Annotated in this window: 16 protein-coding genes and 1 tRNA gene; 7 read left to right on the top strand and 10 right to left on the bottom strand. The window is 68.3% G+C overall.

Annotated elements, in window-relative coordinates; translation table 11 throughout:
• Positions 1 to 17: 17 nt before the first annotated feature.
• The 4 genes from V7702_RS10380 to V7702_RS10365 all read right to left on the bottom strand — a co-directional run bounded on the left by V7702_RS10380 (position 18) and on the right by V7702_RS10365 (position 5,846).
• Positions 18 to 2,684: a valine--tRNA ligase gene (locus tag V7702_RS10380; protein WP_335650038.1), complete on the bottom strand. Its 2,667-nt coding sequence runs from the start codon at positions 2,682 to 2,684 to the stop codon at positions 18 to 20.
• A 132-nt stretch (positions 2,685 to 2,816) separates the two neighbouring features.
• Positions 2,817 to 3,416: a PopZ family protein gene (locus V7702_RS10375; RefSeq protein ID WP_335650037.1), complete on the bottom strand. Its 600-nt coding sequence runs from the start codon at positions 3,414 to 3,416 to the stop codon at positions 2,817 to 2,819.
• Between the two features lie 237 nt (positions 3,417 to 3,653).
• Positions 3,654 to 5,156, bottom strand: coding sequence for a TolC family outer membrane protein (locus V7702_RS10370; protein WP_335650036.1), 1,503 nt, complete (start codon positions 5,154 to 5,156; stop codon positions 3,654 to 3,656).
• 120 nt (positions 5,157 to 5,276) lie between these two features.
• Positions 5,277 to 5,846 (bottom strand): protein-L-isoaspartate O-methyltransferase family protein, encoded by a 570-nt coding sequence (locus tag V7702_RS10365; RefSeq protein ID WP_335650035.1) that lies wholly within the window; start codon positions 5,844 to 5,846, stop codon positions 5,277 to 5,279.
• Between the two features lie 160 nt (positions 5,847 to 6,006).
• Between V7702_RS10365 and V7702_RS10360 the strand changes: the two genes are divergently transcribed.
• Positions 6,007 to 6,080 (top strand) — tRNA-Cys (locus tag V7702_RS10360).
• A gap of 133 nt (positions 6,081 to 6,213) precedes the next feature.
• Positions 6,214 to 6,471, top strand: coding sequence for an alkylphosphonate utilization protein (locus tag V7702_RS10355; RefSeq protein ID WP_335650039.1), 258 nt, complete (start codon positions 6,214 to 6,216; stop codon positions 6,469 to 6,471).
• A 45-nt stretch (positions 6,472 to 6,516) separates the two neighbouring features.
• Here the strand turns inward: V7702_RS10355 and V7702_RS10350 are convergent, their stop codons facing one another.
• The 6 genes from V7702_RS10350 to V7702_RS10325 all read right to left on the bottom strand — a co-directional run bounded on the left by V7702_RS10350 (position 6,517) and on the right by V7702_RS10325 (position 11,418).
• A complete protein-coding gene (locus V7702_RS10350) occupies positions 6,517 to 6,876 on the bottom strand; it encodes an argininosuccinate lyase (RefSeq protein ID WP_335650034.1) in 360 nt (119 codons plus the stop codon).
• A gap of 117 nt (positions 6,877 to 6,993) precedes the next feature.
• Positions 6,994 to 7,473, bottom strand: a complete 480-nt coding sequence (gene greA / locus V7702_RS10345) for a transcription elongation factor GreA (protein WP_335650033.1) — start codon at positions 7,471 to 7,473, stop codon at positions 6,994 to 6,996.
• Between the two features lie 37 nt (positions 7,474 to 7,510).
• Positions 7,511 to 8,188, bottom strand: a complete 678-nt coding sequence (locus V7702_RS10340) for a TVP38/TMEM64 family protein (RefSeq protein ID WP_335650032.1) — start codon at positions 8,186 to 8,188, stop codon at positions 7,511 to 7,513.
• Positions 8,178 to 9,848: an ArnT family glycosyltransferase gene (locus V7702_RS10335; RefSeq protein ID WP_335650031.1), complete on the bottom strand. Its 1,671-nt coding sequence runs from the start codon at positions 9,846 to 9,848 to the stop codon at positions 8,178 to 8,180. Before V7702_RS10335 ends, V7702_RS10340 begins: the two co-directional genes overlap by 11 nt.
• Complete coding sequence (locus tag V7702_RS10330) at positions 9,845 to 10,615, bottom strand: glycosyltransferase family 2 protein (protein ID WP_335650030.1); 771 nt, start codon at positions 10,613 to 10,615, stop codon at positions 9,845 to 9,847. The genes V7702_RS10335 and V7702_RS10330 overlap by 4 nt, the downstream gene beginning before the upstream one ends.
• A 104-nt stretch (positions 10,616 to 10,719) precedes the next feature.
• Positions 10,720 to 11,418 (bottom strand): hypothetical protein, encoded by a 699-nt coding sequence (locus V7702_RS10325; protein ID WP_335650029.1) that lies wholly within the window; start codon positions 11,416 to 11,418, stop codon positions 10,720 to 10,722.
• Positions 11,419 to 11,653: 235 nt separating this feature from the next.
• On the opposite strand from V7702_RS10325, the gene V7702_RS10320 reads away from it, so the two are divergent.
• The 5 genes from V7702_RS10320 to V7702_RS10300 all read left to right on the top strand — a co-directional run.
• A complete protein-coding gene (locus tag V7702_RS10320) occupies positions 11,654 to 11,956 on the top strand; it encodes a hypothetical protein (protein ID WP_335650028.1) in 303 nt (100 codons plus the stop codon).
• Positions 11,957 to 12,010: 54 nt separating this feature from the next.
• A complete protein-coding gene (locus V7702_RS10315; protein WP_335650027.1) occupies positions 12,011 to 12,679 on the top strand; it encodes an ABC transporter ATP-binding protein in 669 nt (222 codons plus the stop codon).
• Complete coding sequence (locus tag V7702_RS10310; RefSeq protein WP_335650026.1) at positions 12,676 to 13,947, top strand: ABC transporter permease; 1,272 nt, start codon at positions 12,676 to 12,678, stop codon at positions 13,945 to 13,947. The genes V7702_RS10315 and V7702_RS10310 overlap by 4 nt, the downstream gene beginning before the upstream one ends.
• An 11-nt stretch (positions 13,948 to 13,958) precedes the next feature.
• Complete coding sequence (locus V7702_RS10305) at positions 13,959 to 14,447, top strand: DUF3299 domain-containing protein (RefSeq protein WP_335650025.1); 489 nt, start codon at positions 13,959 to 13,961, stop codon at positions 14,445 to 14,447.
• Between the two features lie 70 nt (positions 14,448 to 14,517).
• The coding region (locus V7702_RS10300) for a nitronate monooxygenase (RefSeq protein WP_335650024.1) at positions 14,518 to 14,903 on the top strand (386 nt) is incomplete at its 3' end.

The raw sequence follows: 14,903 nt of genomic DNA, 5'->3' as shown, positions 1-14,903 counted from the left end.
GGTGGCGATCCCCACGCTCAACCGACCCCGGCCAGACGCTGCAGGGCGGCTTCGAGCTTGGCCTTGGCGGCCTCGGCCTCGGCCATCCGCTCGCGGTTCTCCTCGACCACCTCTTCCGGCGCGCGGGCCACGAAGTCGGGGTTGCCGAGCTTCTTGGCGGTGTGCGCCACGTCCGAGGCCAGGGTGGCGATCTCCTTCGTCAGGCGCGCCCGCTCGGCCGCCAGATCGATGAAGGCCGCCACCGGCAGGGCCAGGGTCGCGCCCTCAACCACGAAGGGGATGGCGCCGTCCGGCACGCGCTCGACAGCCTGAACGCTGGCCACCCTTAGGGTCTGACAAATGACCGGCGCCGAGCGCTCCAGAATCTCACGCTGGGTGGGGCTGGCCTCGATGACCAGCAGGTCGGGTCGGGCGCCGGGGGGCACGTTCAGCTCAGCGCGAACCGACCGGCCCTCGCTGACCGCAGCGATGATCAGCCCGATCTCGGCCTCCGCCGCCTTGTCGATCAGATCCTCGCCCAGCTCGGGCCAGGATGCAGTCATCAGGAAGCCCTGATGCTGGCGCGCGGCCCCCTCGCCCGCGGTCTGGGCCCAGAGCTCTTCAGTGAGGAAGGGCATGATCGGGTGCAGCAGGGTCAGGATGACGTCCAGGATCCAGGCCGCCGTGGCCTGGGTCTCGGCTTTTGCCGCGGCGTCCTCGCCGTTCAGCAGCGGCTTGGCGAGTTCGACGTACCAGTCGCAATAGACGTTCCAGATGAAGCGGTAGAGCAGGCCCGCGGCCTCATCGAAGCCGCAGCCGTCCAGGGCCCTGGTCACCGCCTGGCTGGTGCGGACGGCCTCGCCGACGATCCAGCGGTTCAACGGAACCTGCAGGGCGGCCGGGTCAAAACCTTCGGCCCGCGCACAGCCGTTCATCTGGCAAAAGCGCGTGGCGTTCCACAGCTTGGTGCCGAAATTCCGATAGCCTTCAATGCGTTGACGCGAGAGCTTGATGTCGCGGGCCTGGCCCGACATGGCCGTCAGCGTGAAGCGCAGGGCGTCGGCGCCGAACTCGTCCACCAGCTCCAGCGGGTCCAGGACATTGCCCTTGGACTTGGACATCTTCTTGCCCTCGGCGTCACGGACCAGGGCGTTGATGAAGACCCGCTTGAAGGGGACTTCGCCAGTGAAGTGGATGCCCTGCATCATCATCCGGGCGACCCAGAAGAAGATGATGTCGAAGCCGGTGATCAGGGTGTGGGTCGGATAGAAACGCGCCAGGTCGCTGGTCTTGTCCGGCCAACCCATGGTCGAGAAGGGCCACAGCCCTGAGGAAAACCAAGTGTCGAGGACGTCCTCGTCCTGAACCAGGGGCTCATCGCGGCCATAGTGCTCGCGGGCGGCGGCCTTGGCCTGGCCTTCCGTCTCCGCCACGAAGGGCTTGCCGTCAGGGCCATACCAGGCCGGAATGCGATGGCCCCACCAGAGCTGGCGGGAGATGCACCAGGGCTGGATGTTCCGCATCCATTCGAAATAGGTCTTGTCCCAGTTGCGGGGCTCGAAGACCGTGCGCCCCTCCTCCACCGCCCTGATGGCGGGGCCGGCCAGGGTCTTGGCGTCAACGTACCACTGGTCGGTCAGATAGGGCTCGACCACCACGCCGGAGCGGTCGCCGTGCGGAACGACGTGACGGGTCTTCTCAATTTCGCGCAGCAGGCCGAGCGCCTCGAACGCTTCGACCACCTTCTTGCGGGCGGCGAACCGGTCCAGGCCGCGATAGGCCTCCGGCGCGTTCTCGTTGATCCGCGCATAGTCGTCAAAGACGTTGATGACCGGCAGGTTGTGGCGCTTGCCCACCTGGAAGTCGTTGAAATCGTGGGCGGGCGTGATCTTGACCGCGCCCGAGCCCTTTTCCGGGTCGGGATATTCGTCGGCGATGATCGGGATCGGCCGGTTCACGATCGGCAGGCGCACGGCCTTACCGACCAGGTGCTTGTAGCGCTCGTCGTCGGGATGGACCGCAACGGCCGTGTCGCCGAGCATGGTCTCAGGCCGGGTGGTGGCCACGACGATCTCGCCGGAACCATCCTCCAGCGGATAGGCGAAATGCCAGTAGGCGCCGTCGACCTCGCGCTGCTCGACCTCGATGTCGGAGATGGCCGTCTGGAAATGCGGGTCCCAGTTCACCAGCCGCTTGTCGCGATAGATCAGGCCTTCCTTATGGAGCTGGACGAACACCTTGCGGACCGCGGCCGACAGGCCCTCGTCCAGGGTGAAGCGCTCACGGCTCCAGTCGCAGGAGGCGCCCAGGCGGCGCAGCTGGTTGACGATGGTCCCGCCGGACTTGGCCTTCCACTCCCAGATCTTCTCGACGAAGGCCTCGCGGCCCATGTCGCGGCGACCGATGTTGCCGGCCTCGGCCAGCTGGCGCTCGACGATGTTCTGGGTGGCGATGCCCGCGTGGTCGGTGCCCGGCAGCCACAGGGCGGCCTTGCCCCGCATCCGTTCGAACCGGATCAGCACGTCCTGCAGCGTATTATTCAGCGCATGGCCGATGTGCAGGGAGCCCGTGACATTGGGCGGCGGGATCACGATGGAGAACGGCTCGGCGTTCGGATCATCAGTGGGGGCGAAGGCGCCCGACTGCTCCCAGGCCTCATAGAGGCGGGGCTCGGCGGTCTTGGGATCGAAGGTTTTTTCAAGCATGGCGGATCTGGGGGTCCATACAGGCCCGCGCATCTGCGCGAAAGCCGGATGCTGCGCCGAAACGAACGAACCCGCCCTGTGGGGCGGGTTCGGCGACTCACACGTCCTTGAGGGGCGTGAGAGACAGATAGACTAGCGTACGCGCCCGCGGGCGATGCGTTCGACCTCTTCGCGGACCGAGGCCTCGACGATCTGCGGGAGGTTGTCGTCCAGCCACTGCTTGAGCAGCGGGCGGAGCATCTCGCGGACCACGTCTTCCAGGGTGCGGTCGGTGTGCGGCATGCCGATCGCCGCCGACAACTGCCCGAAGGCCGAGGCCGCGGCCGTCGCCGCCGTCTGGCTCAGCAGGCCCTCGTCAGAGGACGGCTCGGAATAGGACGGTTCCGGCTCGGACGCCGGCGGGGCCGAATAGGCCGCCGATTCCGGCTCTGCGGCGGCCGGCGCGGTCGTGGGGCTGTAGACGTCGAGATCACTGACCTGATCGACCCGGTCGGTCAGCTCCAGGGGCTCGTCCTCCTCCTCGGCGGCCGGCGGCTCATAGGCGGGGGCCGGCGGCGCCTCGGGCTCAGGCTCTGGCGTATAGGCCGGCGCCTCGGCGGCGGCCTCCTCGGGGGCGGCCTCGCCCGCCTCTGCCGGCGCCTCGTCCGCAGGCGCGTCGTCCTCCGAAATGATGCGGCGAATGGAGGCGAGAATCTCCTCCATCGTCGGTTCTTGGGAGGTCTGATCGGACATGTGGCCGCCGTTATGACTTCAGGTGAGAATCCGAGCGCCAGCCTAGGCGCGATAGACCGATCCTGCAATTTTCCCCTGTCGGCGCAAGGCGCTTATCGCGTCGCGCGAAGGGCGACAGGCAGAAGCCTAGAGCCTGATGCGATCAGGCGGAATCGTCTGATCGTTGAATCAGCCTCCAAACTCCGAGTTTTGAGCGCGTTTCCTCCGATAACCGGTTCCCACTTATCGGAACGCGCTCTAGTTGGCCGTGGCCATCGGCGTATCCCGCGGCAGCTCCTCGGTCACCGGCACGAAGGCCGAATCCACCAGGCCGATGGGCTCTTCCCAAGGCGTCCAGCCCCAGGTGAAGCGCAGGTCGCGAGAATTGGCCTGGGCGTCGTAGCGATCCACGTCGGGGATCAGGTTGGCGGCGTCCAGGCGTCCGACGGCCGACAACACCGAAGCGGCCGCCACATATTCATCCCGACGCGCTGAAATCTGGGCCAGTTCAGCGGCGCGCAGCTCCTGCTCGGCGTTCAGGACGTCGATGGTGGTGCGCAGGCCCACCTGCTGTTCCTGACGCACGCCCTCGGCGGCGATCCGCGCGGCGCGGACCTGCTCGTCGGTGGAGCCGATATTGGCCCGGGCGGCCAGCAGCTGGCTCCAGGCCTGAGTGACGTTCTGCAGCGCCGTGCGGCGTGCCTGTTCGACGCCGAGTTCGCTGGCGGTCTCGCGCTCGCGGGCGGCGCGGACACGGGAATTGGTCAGGCCACCTGTGAAGAGCGGCACGGTGACCGTCGCCCGGCCGGTGATGTTGCGGGAATAGTCGGAGGGCTCGAAGGGTTCGGCCAGACCGCTCCACCCCAGACTGGCGTTCAGGGCCAGGTTGGGCATGCGTTCGGCGCGGGCCGCCGACACGCGGGCCTCGGCGGCCTGGGCGTTGTACATGGCCTGCCGGACCTGCGGGTTGTTGATCTCGGCGGCCTCGAAGGCGGCCTCGACCGACGGCGGCAGGATGGCCGCCAGCGGCGGCTCGGGCTCCAGATCGCCGGGGTTCTGGCCGACAATGGCGGCATAGGCGGCGCGGCTGATGGCCAGCTGGGCCTCGGCCGATCGCATCTGCGCCTCAGCGGCGGCCAGGCGGGCCTGGGACTGGGCGACGTCGGTGCGGGTGATCTCGCCGACCTCGAACCGGGCGTCGGATTCTTCGAGCTGGCGGCGCAGCACCTGGACATTGTCCTGGCGGATGCGCAGGGCCTCGATATCGCGGCGCACATCCACATAGGCGACGATCACGCCACCCAGGACCTCGGCCTCGATGCGGCGCAGGTTTTCCTGGCCGGCCAGGACATCGGCCTGGGCCGCCGACACCGCCGAGGCCACGCGGCCACCGGTCCAGACCGGTTGCGACAGGTTGAAGGTGGCTGCGCCTGAGTTTCTCTCTTGGATGCCATTGGCGGCGGCGTCGGGGATACCGTCGCCGTTCGTGTCCACCAGGGTTGCGCCCGACTGCTGAGGCGTGCGGGTCTCATTGTACCCGGCGCTCGCCGAGGCGCTGAGGCTGGGCCGCCAGCCGGACCGGGCCTGCACCGTGCTTTCATCCAGGGCCCGCAGCGTGGCGCGCTGGGCCTGAAGCGTCGGATTGGTCTGATAGGCCAGCGCGATGGCGTCGGCCAGGGACTCGGCGGCCACTGGGGATCCGAAGGCCAGACCAGCGCTGAAGACGGCGGCCAGCAGGCCTGCACGACGGCTGATGAACATGCGTAATCCCCGACGAAGACAAGACAGATGACCCTATATGACCGGCTGTTTCCAACTCGACCAGGGGTCCTAACCTTAAGCTTTTTTCACGCCCGGCTTTCGGTTGTGTTTCAGCACGCCCTAGAAGGCGAATCCTTGCTCAGGCTCAAACCCGGCCAGATGACGGGGCGTGGCGTCGAATATTTCACGACGGGCAAGACCGGTCTCCGTGCGGGCATAGAGGGTCGCCTTCCCCACGGGGCCGGCGCGCTCGATCACCGCCAGACGGCCGCCGGGCGCCAGGGCTGCGGTCCAGCTCTCCGGCGCGCGGGCCACGGCGCCCTCGCAGATCATGACGTCGAACTCGCCGGTCGGCAGGGTCTTCAGATCCTCGCCGTCCAGGCGGCTCACCTTCAGGCCCGCATGCTCAAGCACGGCGGCGCCATAGGGGGCGGCGATGGCCAGGGCGCGTTCGCCCGGCTGGATGGCCAGGGCGTGCAGCAGTTTGGCGACGTCCCTCGGGGCCAGCATCCAGCGGCCGGGCGCATACTCCACCTCGGCGTCGGCATAGGCCAGATAGGCCTTGGCCGGCGGAATGAGGCTTTCGCGGGGAATGACGCGCATGGCGTCCTGCACCCGCACGTCGGTCACATCATTGGTCCGGACCTGACTGTCGACCATGTTCAGGCGGGCGGCGGAGAAGTCGACCATGGGACCTCGACGGTATTCCTGTGAAGCGCGCTTATAGGTCCGCCCTTGAGCCGAGCGCAATCGCCCGCTGCAAGAGAGATTGCCGCGGGCGGGCGGTTCTGTTAGCGATCCGCCTCCGCTCAAGGCGGCGCACCCTTCCTAAGGGGCGCCGGCGCAGGATGGCCTGGTGGCGGAGTGGTTACGCAGCGGACTGCAAATCCGTGCACCCCGGTTCGATTCCGGGCCAGGCCTCCATTTTTCACCAATGTCGATGCGACCGAGCCGCCGGGGCGAATCGGCTGTCGGCGCTCCCCTCAGATCCATGGACCCGCACCCGATGAGCCCGGCCGACAACGACTTCGTCTATGACGAGACCACCGGCGAGTGGCTGAGCGCCAGCGAGGCGGCGGCCAATGCGGCCACGGTCGGTCAGGTCGAGGTTCGCGATTCTGTCGGAAATCTGCTGGCCGACGGCGACAGCGTGACCCTGGTCAAGGACCTGAAGGTCAAGGGCGCCGGCCAGACCCTGAAGCGCGGCACGGTGATCAAGTCGATCCGGCTGACCGGAGACGAGCAGGAGATCGACTGTCGCTACGAGGGTATCAAGGGCCTGGTGCTGCGGGCCGAGTTCGTGCGCAAGAGCTGAGACGAGACCAGCCCCTCCGCCGAAACGGAGGGGCCGGATCGAAACCTAGTCGGTTTCGGCCCAGGTGGCGCCGGTGGATCGATTGTAGAAGATCGACACGGTGGAGACTGTGCAGAGGTCCAGCCGCGGCCAGACGGCTTCTTCGCCATCGTCGTAGACGACCTTGAGATCGAAGCTGCAGGCGTTCTCGGCGGAGTCGAACTGAATTTCGACCTCTTCGCCGTCGCCGAGCACATCGGCGCCCATGACATCTTCTTCCCACTCATCAGAGCGGCTGGGCGCCACATAGACCTGTTCGATCGTATAGCCGGTGCCGTTGGAGAGGGTGAAATCCTGCTCGCCAGCCATGACCGGGGTGGCGGCCAGGATGAGCGCGGCGGTGAGGCCTGCGGAAAGCAACTTCATGGTCGTTATTTTTTCCTGTTGAAGCTTGAGCGGTAGCACCCAAGTCCCCCAGGCGACAGGCTAATACACGATCGACGACCGAAGTTATCCACAGGCGTGCGGCGAGCCGCCACAGGCCTATCGGACCGCAATCACCTCAACCTCGGCCCCGTTCACCAGCGCCACGTCGCCGACGTTGCGGCCCATCAGGGCCCGGGCGATCGGCGAGACATAGGAGATGCTGCCCTGCCCCGGCTGGGCCTCGTCCTCACCGACGATGCGGAAGGTCTGGCGACGGCCATCCTCGCGCTCCAGCTCGACGACACGGCCGAACTGGACCTTGTCGGCCTCTGGATCGGGTTCGGTGAGCTGGGCGCTGGCCCGGCGGGCCGACCAGTAGCGCAGGTCGCGGGTGGCCCGGGCCATGGCCGTGCGGTCCGCGCTCACGCCGCCCTGCTGCTGAGCGGCGCCATAGGCGGCGCGGGCCTGGGCGAGTTCGGCCTCGATCGCGGCCAGACCGCTGGCGGTGACCAGATTGGCGTGGGTGGAAATCGGACGGTCCGGCAGGTCGGCGGCCTGGGACTCGTAATCTTCCTCTCGGGTGAAGGCGACGCTCATCAAGAGAATCTAGGGACTGTCGGCGCCATATGCAAAGTCAGCCCAGGCGCCGGGCGCGCCAGGCGCGCACGCCCAGCGCCATCAGGCCGAACAGCAGGATCGCCAGGGCGACCCCGGCCCAGGCCGCCGCGCTGCCGGTCCGCAGGGCCTCGATCATGGCCGCGCCCCCGAACACCATCAGCGCCATCTTGGGCAGGCTGCCCACGCCGGCCCCGGCGATGAAGGGCCAGAAGCCGATGGGCGTGGCGCCGGCGGCGATGTTGATCACCACCGAGGGGACGGTGGGCGCCAGCCGGATCCCGGCGCTGACCCAGAACCCCTGGCGGGCGAGCCCAGCCATGAAGGCCGCCAGGGAGGGCGACTGGTACTGGGCGACCAGCTGCGCGCCGAACCGGCGGCCGACGAAGAAGCCCATGGCGCAGGCGATCATCTTGCCGGTCCAGCTGTAGGCGAAGCCGGCCCAGGGGCCGAAGACCAGCACCAGGGCGCTGATCAGAACGAACTGCGGCACGCCGATGGTGGCCAGGCCGGCGAAGATCGCCACGCCAAACAGGGGCGCCAGCGGTCCGTCATTCATGCGGTCGACCGTCTGGGCCAGGGCCGCGGCGTCGCCCAAGGGCAGCAGGGGGGCGGCGAACCCCAGCAAGGTGACCAGGGACAGCACCGCCAGCGCCGCCACAACCGTGCGGCGGCGGGGAGTCCGGTCAGGGGGCACGGGCGCCCTCCCCGGCCACGAACAGGGTGAGATCGAGATCCTCGCCGTCGGAATAGTTCTGACCTTCCACCTTGCCCGCCGGCTGAAGCGACAGACCGAGCGCGCGGGCTCTGGCGAGGAAGGCAGGTCTTTCCGGCGCGCCGATGACGGCGACGGCGCAGTCCGACCGTTGGCTTAGGGCTTCGGCCGCCGCCTCTGGCGTCGGGGCCAGGCGCGTGCGCTCAGGCCCGCTCAGGAACACCATGCTGGGTTCATGATACGGCGCGCTGATGATCAGCGGCGTCGCACAGCCCGGCGCGGCGGCGCGGGCCTGGGCCACGATCTGGGGGCTGAGCCACAGGCTTTCCAGTCGCGGCAGGACGTAGCCATAGGTGTTGCTGGTCACCAGGATCGCGGCCACGACGCCCGCCAGCACCGCCTGGTCCGGCCGCCCGGCGAACACCCGCCAGACAACCACGCCGACCGCGACGACGGCGCCCGCCGCGAGCAAGACCGCCAGCCCATCGATCCGCGCCTCGTAGGTCCAGATTCCAAACGGGGCCAGGGCGGTCAGCACCAGGCTCACCGCCAGCCACAGCAACAGGAAGAGGCCGAACAACGCCTTCTGCACCCGTCCGGCGGCGGGGCGCTGCGCCGTCACGGCCGCCGCCGTCAGGGTGGCGATGGCCGGAAACACCGGCAGGACGTAGTGGGGCAGCTTGGTGGAGACCAGTTCGAAGACCAGCCAGGCTGGGACGATCCAGCAGATCAGGAACCGGATCTCCGGTCGCGCCCGCTCACGCCAGGCGAACGGGATGGCCAGGGCGGCCAAAAGGGCGCCGGGCCAGAAGGTCAGGGCGAAACCCATCAGGTGGTAGCCGATCGGCCCGCCGTGGGACTGCTGGCCGGTCCCGACCTTGTGCAGCAGGTTGTCGCCGATCGCCACGCGGAAGAAGTCGCCATCGGTGGCCAGGCCGATCATCACATACCAGGGGGCGGCGACCAGCAGGGCGAGCGGCAGGCCCCACAGCGGCTGCAGCGGCTTTAGTCGGGCCAGGCTGCGATCCCAGAGGGCCAGGGCGAGCGCGCCCAGGCCGACGACGATCAGGATGATCGGCCCTTTGAGCATCATGCCGGCGCCGAGCGCGATCCAGAAGGCCAGGACGGGCCAGCGTGAGCGAGCAGCGCCGGCATAGACCCGCATGAAGGCGAACTGCGCGATGGTCACGGCGGCCAGCAGGGAGGCGTCGGTCTTGGCGATCCGCGCCTCGAAGCCCAGGGACATGCAGGCCGCCAGCATGAGGCCGGCCAGCAGACCCGCCCAGCGGCCAAACCACAGGCTGGCCATGAAGCCGGTGATCAGCGACGCCGCCAGGGCTGCGACCAGAGACGGCAGCCGGAAAGCCCAGATCTGGCGCGCCTCCGGCTCGGTGAAGGCGCCGGCGCTCAGGGCCTGGAGCCAATAGACGCCCGCCGGCTGCAGGTAGCGCGGCTGATCCTGGAACCGGATATCCACATAGTCGCCAGTCGCCAGCATCTGGGTCGTGGCTACCGCATAGCGGGACTCGTCACGGTCCACCGGCGGCAGACTGGTCAGGCCCGGGACCAGCAGCACCAGGGCCGCGATCAGCAGCAGCAGGCCCTCGCGCAGGCCCAGGCGATCCGGCGCGGCCGCCGTCACGGACGGCGCTCGGAGACGACCGGCGCCTGGATCCGGCTCTTCAGCCAGATCACCCCCAGCATGTCGCCGACGCCCACCAGGGCGCGACCGAGGTTGGTGTATTTGGACTGGCCGTGCAGCCGGGCGTGGTGGGTGACCGGGTGATTGATCAGCGGATGCCCATAGGACTGGAAGAGCGCCGGCAGGAAGCGGTGCATCCCCTCGAAGCACGGCAGGCGCAGGAAGTCCTCGCGGCCAAACAGCTTCACGCCGCAGCCGGTATCGGGACAGTGATCGCCCAGCACTGCCGCGCGGAAGCCGTTGGCCAGGCGGGTGGCCACCAGGCGGGGCCAGGGGTCGTCGCGGCGAACCCGGACGCCGGCCACCAGAGGCCGCGCCCCTTGCGCCGCTTCGGCCAAGGCCAACATAGCGGCCAAATCGCCCGGCGTGTTCTGGCCATCACCGTCCAGCGTGCCGACCCACGGGGCGCGGGCGGCGACCACCCCGGTGCGTACGGCCTGAGACTTGCCGCAGCGGCGATCATGGGCGACCAGTCGGATTTCCGGATGACGGGCGGCCAGGCCCAGGATCACCTGGGCGGTGGCGTCGGTGGAGCCGTCATCGACAAAGACAATCTCTAGCGGACCGACGCCAGCCAGTTGGCTCAGACAGTCGGCGGTCACCGCCTCGATGTTCTCGGCCTCGTTGAGGACGGCGATCACCAGGGACAGGACCGGCGCCTTCGCCACAGTCGCGGCCGGGCCGCCGGTGTCGCTCTGCTGCTCCACGCCCTCTCCTCATATGATTGGGCCGCGGCTTGAAAAGAGCGCCGGCGGCCGTTGGCTCGTCATAGCCCCCGACCGGCGGGGTGGAAACCGATTCCGACCAGCTCTCAGTCGACCCAGGCGCGATAGATGGTGCAGCTCTCGGTCGCCTCGCGCAGGGGATTGTCGAACGGCACGACCACGGCGTCGGCCCGCCCGAAGGCGCTTTTCAGGCGAGCCAGGAAGGTCTCGTCCGGCGCCGCGTCTGACCAGAGACCGAACACCCCGCCAGGATGCAGGCAGGGGGCGAGTCTGGCCAAGCCGCCTTCGGCGTAGAGATCGCCATGGCTCGCATTCAGCCAGGCCTCGGTGGAGTGGTCGATATCCACGGCGATGACATGGAAGCGGCCCGGCGGCGGCAGGTCGCCGCTGCGGGCCATGGCGAAGAAGTCGCCCTCGATCAGGGTGCAACGCGGGTCGGATGAGAGCCGCGGCCCAAGGTCCACCAGCCCTTCCTGGTGCCACGCGATCACCTCCGGCAGGACATCGACCACCGCCAGGCTACGCACCCGCTCATGATCCAACGCCGCAGCCGCCGTATAGCCAAGGCCAAGCCCGCCCACGAGCACATCGAGTTCGCCGGCCGGCGCCACTTCGACCGACAGATGGGCCAGCGCCCGTTCGCCGGCCGTGAACAGGCTCGACATCAGAAAGTCCTCGCCGAGCTTCACCTCCAGCACGTCGCAGTCCAGCGCGAGCATCCGCCGTCGGCGCAGGCTGAGCGCCCCCATCGGGGTCACATGGTAGGCCAGTTCGGCGAAGGTCATTCAGGTCTCGCGATTCGCGGGCGGGGACGTGGCTGGCCAAGGGCCGTCGCCGTCGGTGTCATCCTAGGCTGTCGGCGGGGGCCGTGGGTAGGGAGGACAGCTAGGGGACCTGCACGTCCGCTGAGCGTGGGGCGCTGCAATCTTGCTCAAATACGGCCGGATAGGTCCCTCGCGCGCGCCGCATCTGGTCATGTTGAGTGTTAGAATGTACCAGTATCGCCAATTGGAGGCTCACATGATGCGGACTGCAGTTCTGTTGGGATTTTGCGTAGCGCTAGGCGCCAGCGCCGCCCAGGCCTGCGACATGCATGGCGATCTGTACGGCTCCATGACCGCCTATTACAGCTATCGCGATATGGATCCCGAGCAGCGGCGCAATGCGGACGCCCGTGCCCGGGAGGCCATGCGTGAGAAGGATATGGCTGACGCCCGCAGCGCCCTGCTCTCCCGCTTCGCCATCAAGGTCGAGCGGGGTCCGGACGAGCCGCAACTGGCCAGCGCTGAGGCGAGTCAGAGCCGCGGCTCCCGTTCGCGGTAGCCGCGAAGCCTGACGACCTTCTTTTTTGTATCCTGGACACATCGCGCCGATCTGATGACGACGCCTCCCGAACGGCTTATCGAAGTCCAGGGTCTGCGCCATGAGATCGCAGGCCGCTGCGTCATGGACGTACCGGCCTTCGCCGCCAGCCGCGGCGAGCACACCCTGCTCATCGGCCCGTCCGGCAGCGGCAAGACGACCCTCATCAATGTCATCACCGGCCTGATCACTCCGACGTTCGGCGAGGTGCGGATCGACGGCCAACCCATGTCCAGCCTGCCGCCGGCCAAGCGAGACCAACTCCGGCGGCGCACGATCGGGGTCGTGTTCCAGACTCTGCGGCTGATCTCCGCCCTCACCGTCCGACAGAACCTGTCCCTGGCCCAGACACTGGCCCTGGGCCACGCCGAACCGGCGATCGTCGAGGACCTGATCGGACGGGTCGGGCTGGCCCATCGTGCCGACGCCATGCCGCGGGAGTTGAGCCAAGGCGAAGGCCAGCGCGCCGCGATCGCCCGTGCACTGTGCGCCCGGCCGGCCATCGTGGTGGCTGACGAACCGACCTCGGCCCTGGACGACGCCAATGCGCTCGCCATGGCCGAGCTCTTGCTGAGCACCGCCGAAGCGACCGGCGCGACCTTGCTCATCGCCACTCATGACAACCGGCTGCGCGGCGCCTTCCCGCGGACCCTGGCCCTGACGGCCCCGCAGGTGACGGCATGACCCTGGCCGGACTGTCGCTTGCCTATCTGAAGGACCGGGCGCTCAACACCGCGCTAAACATCCTGTTGCTGACGCTGAGCGTGGCGACCCTGGTGATCCTGGTCCTGTTCTCAAGCCAGCTCAGCGAACGGTTCGCCCGAGATGCGCAGGGGATCGACCTCGTGGTGGGCGCCAAGGGTTCGCCCCTGCAGCTCATCCTCTCCAGCATCTACCAAGTCGATGTGCCCACAGGAAACATCCCGCTGGAGACCCTGGACACGCTCCGCGGCGATCCCACGGTGGCCGAGGTCATTCCCCTGGCGCTGGGCGACAGCTTCCGCAGCTATCGGATCGTGGGAACCGAGGCGGCCTATGTGGAACATTACGACGGCCGCATGGCAGAGGGCCGAATGTTCGAGGCGCCCTATGAGACCGTAATCGGCGCCCAGGTGGCCCGGGGCACGGGCGCGGGACTCGGTCAGAAGTTCGAGGGGTCCCACGGCCTTGCCGGTGACGGCCATGTGCACGAGCAGACGCCCTTCGAGGTGGTCGGCATCCTGGCCCCGACCGGGACCGTCCTCGACCGGCTGATCGTCACCCCGGTCGCAAGCGTCTGGGGCGCCCATGGCTTCGGGACCGGGCCGAGCGAGGATCATGAGGACGAAGCGGCGAGCCACGATGAGCACGCCGCCCACGATCATGAGGATGACGAATATGGGCACGTCGACGCCGACGAAGCCGAGCTGGAAGTCACCGCCCTGCTGGTGAAGTACCGCTCGTCCCTGGCCGCCGTCCGCCTGCCGAGCTTCATCAACCGCCAGACCCAGCTGCAGGCTGCAGCGCCGGCGGTGGAGATGACCCGCCTGCTGTCGCTGCTGGCAGTCGGCATCGATGCGGTGCGGGCCTTCGCCGTCCTGCTGATGATCACCAGCGGCCTCTCGATCTTTGTCGCCCTCTATTCGGCGCTGCGCCAGCGCGAGGGCGACATGGCCATGCTGCGGGTCATGGGCGCACGGCCGCCGGCGATCTTTGGTCACATCGTGCTGGAGGGCGTCCTGCTGGCCGCCGCCGGCGCCCTGCTGGGCGTGATCGTCGGACACGGGGTGGCCGCCTTCGCCGCGGCGACCTTCCCGCAGCTCCAGGACATGGGCCTCACCGCCCTGCGCTTCGAGCCGGCTGAAGCCGTCATCGTCGCTGCGGCCATCGCCATGGGCGGACTCGCCGCCCTTGTCCCAGCCCTGAAAGTCTTCCGGGTGGATATCGCCCAAACCCTCGCCGACACCCGATAGGAGCCAGAGTGATGCTCATACGCCTGTTGCTCGCCGCAGCCATCGCCCTCCAGGCGGTTCCAATCACCGTGGCGGCGCAGACCCGCCCCGCAGCCCCGACCGAAAGCGTCTGGAAGCCGGCCGACACGCCCCCGGGCGGCGTGGCCTGGGCCCTTTTGGAATCGACCAAGGAGATCACCCGCACCGACGCCCGGGGCTATGTGGTCTCCAAGCCGTCCTTCCCGGCCGGGGTCCTGGCGCTTAAGGGCAAGAAGGTGAAGGTTTCGGGCTATATGATGCCGTTGCAGAACGGCCCCAACCAGACCCACTTCGTCCTGCTGGCCTATCCGCCGGACTGCCCCTTCCACCTCAATCCGAGCCCTGTGCAGTTCATCGAGGTGAAGACCGACAAGGGCGTGAGCTTCGACTATGGGGTGAAGACCATCGAAGGCGTGCTGGAGCTCGGCGGCCAGGACGAGGGCGGGGTCTTCTACAAGATCAACGGCGGCCGCGCGCTCTGAGAACGCCGGTTGACACCCTCGGTCGGGCGCAGGTTCAAGATCAGTTCTGTTCTGATCTTGGGAGGCCCTGATGTCCGACTGGCCTGATCACCGCCTGCTCGACCTGTTCGGGATCCGCCATCCCATCCTCCAGGCGCCCATGGCCGGCGCTTCGGGCGTCGCCCTGGCGGTGGCGGTGAGCCGGGCCGGCGGCCTGGGCGCCCTGCCCTGCGCCCTGCTGTCCCTGGAAGAAGCCCGCGCTCAGGTCGAGATCTTCCGCCGGGACGCCGATGACCCGCTGAACCTCAACTTCTTCTGCCACACGCCGCCCGAACCTGACGCTCAGGCCGAGGCGGCCTGGATGGCGGCGCTCTCGCCCTACTATGCCGAGCTGGGCCTCGACCCCCAGGTCCCGCGGTCCGCAGCGACCCGGGCGCCGTTCGACGACATCTTCTGCACCTTGGTCGAGACTGTGCG

The organism is Phenylobacterium sp. (assembly GCF_036963605.1).
Taxonomy (GTDB): Bacteria; Pseudomonadota; Alphaproteobacteria; order Caulobacterales; family Caulobacteraceae; genus Phenylobacterium.
The sequence above is the reverse complement of the archived record's forward strand: the minus strand, read 5'-3'. Positions and strand labels throughout refer to the sequence as shown.